Source organism: Micromonospora sp. CV4 (assembly GCF_003667455.1).
Lineage (GTDB): Bacteria > Actinomycetota > Actinomycetes > Mycobacteriales > Micromonosporaceae > Micromonospora.
Genome location: NZ_RCVI01000081.1, coordinates 1 through 2,974, shown reverse-complemented (window position 1 = coordinate 2,974; position 2,974 = coordinate 1). Strand labels below are relative to the sequence as shown.

3 protein-coding genes are annotated in these 2,974 nt (G+C 73.9%); 1 reads left to right on the top strand and 2 read right to left on the bottom strand.

Features of this window, described 5'->3' with window-relative positions; all coding sequences use genetic code 11:
- Positions 1–1,050 (bottom strand): hypothetical protein (locus EAD98_RS00530; RefSeq protein ID WP_199723184.1); only part of this gene is annotated, 1,050 nt, incomplete at its 3' end.
- A gap of 229 nt (positions 1,051–1,279) precedes the next feature.
- Here EAD98_RS00530 and EAD98_RS00525 point away from each other — a divergent pair.
- Positions 1,280–2,152, top strand: a complete 873-nt coding sequence (locus tag EAD98_RS00525) for an aldo/keto reductase (RefSeq protein ID WP_121652141.1) — start codon at positions 1,280–1,282, stop codon at positions 2,150–2,152.
- Positions 2,153–2,210: 58 nt separating this feature from the next.
- On the opposite strand, the gene EAD98_RS00520 is transcribed toward EAD98_RS00525, so the two are convergent.
- Positions 2,211–2,966: an alpha/beta fold hydrolase gene (locus EAD98_RS00520; protein ID WP_233583660.1), complete on the bottom strand. Its 756-nt coding sequence runs from the start codon at positions 2,964–2,966 to the stop codon at positions 2,211–2,213.
- Between the last annotated feature and the right edge of the window lie 8 nt (positions 2,967–2,974).

The following is a 2,974-nucleotide window of genomic DNA, read 5'->3' as shown; positions in this document are numbered from 1 at the left end:
GGTCAACGCCGACCGGTACGCCTCGATCGCCGCGTCCCGGTCGGCGGGCGCCCGGTCGCGCAGGAACCGTTCGGCGAGCGCCGTGCCGTGCAGCGCGGCGACGCGCGGGTCGCCGGCGGCTCGGGCGGCGGCGAACGAGTCGACCGCCTCGTCGAGGTCGGACGGCCGGCCCCGCAGACGCCACCGGTCGCGCAGCCGCTGCCCGAGGTTGGCCAGCGCCATGGCGCGCACCGGGGCGCTGCCGCCGGTGGCTCGGGACGCGTCCCGGAGCAGCATGATCGATTCGTCCAGGTCGGCCGGGGCGCCGTCGACCTCGTACCGGTCGCCGAGCACGTTGCCGAGGTTGAACAGCCGGACCGCACGTTCCGGATCGCCGGCCGGGGTCGACTCCAGGCTCTCCCGGTGCGCCTCGATCGCCGACGGCAGCGCGCGCCGCCGGCCGAGGTGCTGGAACTGGTCGCGGTGCACCTTGCCGAGGGCGGACAGGTAGTGCAGCCGCTCCGGCACGCCCGCGGGCGTGCCGTCCACCGCCCGGCGCAGCAGCGCCGCAGCCTGGTCGGCACCCCGGTAGTCACGGTTGTTCTCCGCGGCGGCCATCAGCATGACGGCCTCGACGAACAGCGCGCCGGCCTCGCCGTCGGCCGGACCGGCCGTACGCCCGCCGGGAACCCGCGGTCCGGGGACCCGGCCGGAGTCCGGCGGCGGTCGGTGTGTGTGCAGCATGGCCAGCAGCGACGGCGGCACCCGTTCCGGGGCGAAGCGCAGCAGGAACTCGGTGAGCCTGACCGCCTGGACGAGTTCGTCGGCGTCCTCGCCGGACGGCAGCAGCTGGTAGCGGTACCAGTGCAGGCAGGCCAGGAGGAAGAAGCCCTCGGCGACCGGTCCCGGCAGCGGCCCGTCGGTGGGCGTGGCGGTCACGAACTCGATGACCGCCTCGGCGTCGCGGATGGCGCCGGAGTCGAGCACCGCCCGGGGGTCCGTCGTGGCGCCGAAGCGGTCCAGCCGCTCCCGCAGCCGACCCACCGGGTCGGACCTGAACCGTCGCCACATCGCGCCTCCCCCGGTCGGCCGCACCGACTGGGATCAGGCGTAGCAGACCGGACACGGGACGCGCCAGCGGCAGGAGGGGAACAAACCGGATCTGTCGTGCGGCCACCGTGTCCGCGCCCACAGCAGGCGGGCCGGCGCGCCGGGGATAGGACGCCGCTGTTCGGGGGATCATCAGTTGGTGGCGGGCTGCTCTTGTTCCCGCCACGACGACACGATTGGGGAACCGCGTATGGCGACCGATGTCAGCAAGCAACCCGCGAAGGCTTCCGGCAGCTACCGGATCGGCGGCGACCTCGCCGTCGACCGTCTCGGCTACGGGGCGATGCAGCTCACCGGGCCGGGCGTCTGGGGTGACCCGAAGGACCCCGCCGAGGCGGTCCGGGTGCTGCGCCGGGCGGTCGAGCTGGGCGTGACGTTCATCGACACCGCCGACTCGTACGGCCCGTTCGTCTCCGAGCTGCTGATCCGCGAGGCTCTGCACCCGTACGCCGACGACCTGGTCATCGCGACGAAGGGTGGCTTCACCCGGGCCGGGCCGGGCGACTGGCGCGTGGTGGGCCGCCCGGAGTACCTGCGCCAGCAGTGTGAGCTGAGCCTGCGGCACCTCGGCCTGGACACGATTCCGCTCTACCAGCTGCACCGGATCGACCCGCAGGTGCCGCTCGCCGATCAGCTGGGCGAGCTGGCGCTGTTGCAGCAGGAGGGCAAGATCCGGCACATCGGCCTGTCCGAGGTGACGGTCGCGCAGATCGAGGAGTCCCGCGCGATCACCTCGATCGTCTCGGTGCAGAACCTGTACAACCTCGCCAACCGCAGCGCCGAGGACGTGCTGGAGTACTGCGAGCGCAACGACCTCGCGTTCATTCCGTGGTTCCCGATCGCCACCGGTGAGCTGGCGCGCCCGGGCGGGCCGCTGGACACGATCGCCGCCGCGCACAGCGCGTCGCCGGCGCAGCTGGCGCTGGCCTGGCTGCTGCGCCGGTCGCCGGTGATGCTGCCGATCCCCGGCACGTCCTCGGTGGCGCACCTGGAGGAGAACGTGGCCGCCGCGGAGGTGCAGCTCACCGACGACGAGTTCGAGGCGCTGGCCAAGGCGACCTGAGCGGCCTCGACCGCGCCCCGCGCGGGTGGTCCGGGCCCGGACCACCCGCGCGGGCCGTTCAGAGGGCGAGGCAGTTGGGTCGCACCGGGCCGTCGACGAGGGCGCCCCGCACGATGGTGTACGCGGTGCCGTCGAGCACCAGTCCGAGGTGCCCGACCACCCGCACGGGGCAGTACGCCTGGATCAGCACGTTGGTCGCGCCGTCGTTGACGGCGGCGTTCCCGGTCGGCCGGACCAGCTCGTCCTGGAGGGTGCGGATGGTGGTGTAGCGCACCGAACCCGGGGTGTCGTCGCCGGCGTTGAGGTCGGCGAGGAAGGCGGAGGCGATGGTCATCTGCTGGCACGCCACGATGCCGGCGCAGCTGCCGAGGCCGAGGAACGCCAGGATGTCTGCCACGTAGGTGCCGTACTGCGGCGAGCCCAGGCTGACGTACCGGCCGACGGTGGCGGTGCCGCCGAGCCGCTTGAGGTAGTAGCGGGCGACGAGGCCACCCTCGGAGTGGGCGACCACGTCCACGGTCGCCGCGCCGGTGCTGGCGCGTACCTGGTTGACGTAGCCGGCGAACGCGCGGGCGGAGGCGGGGATGTCCCCGAGGCCCAGCCCGGGCAGTTGGTAGATGAAGGTCCGGTAGCCGTCGCTACGGAGCCGGGCGGCGATGGGCTCGTACGCGACGGCGATGCCGCTGAGCCCGCCGACCACGATGACCGGGTTGGCGGCCGCGGCGGCCACTTGTACGGGGGCGGCCACGGGCGCGGCGGGGGCGGCGGTCGCCGTGGCGGTGGACGCGAGCACGGCGGCGGTGGCGAGGGACAGGACGAGGA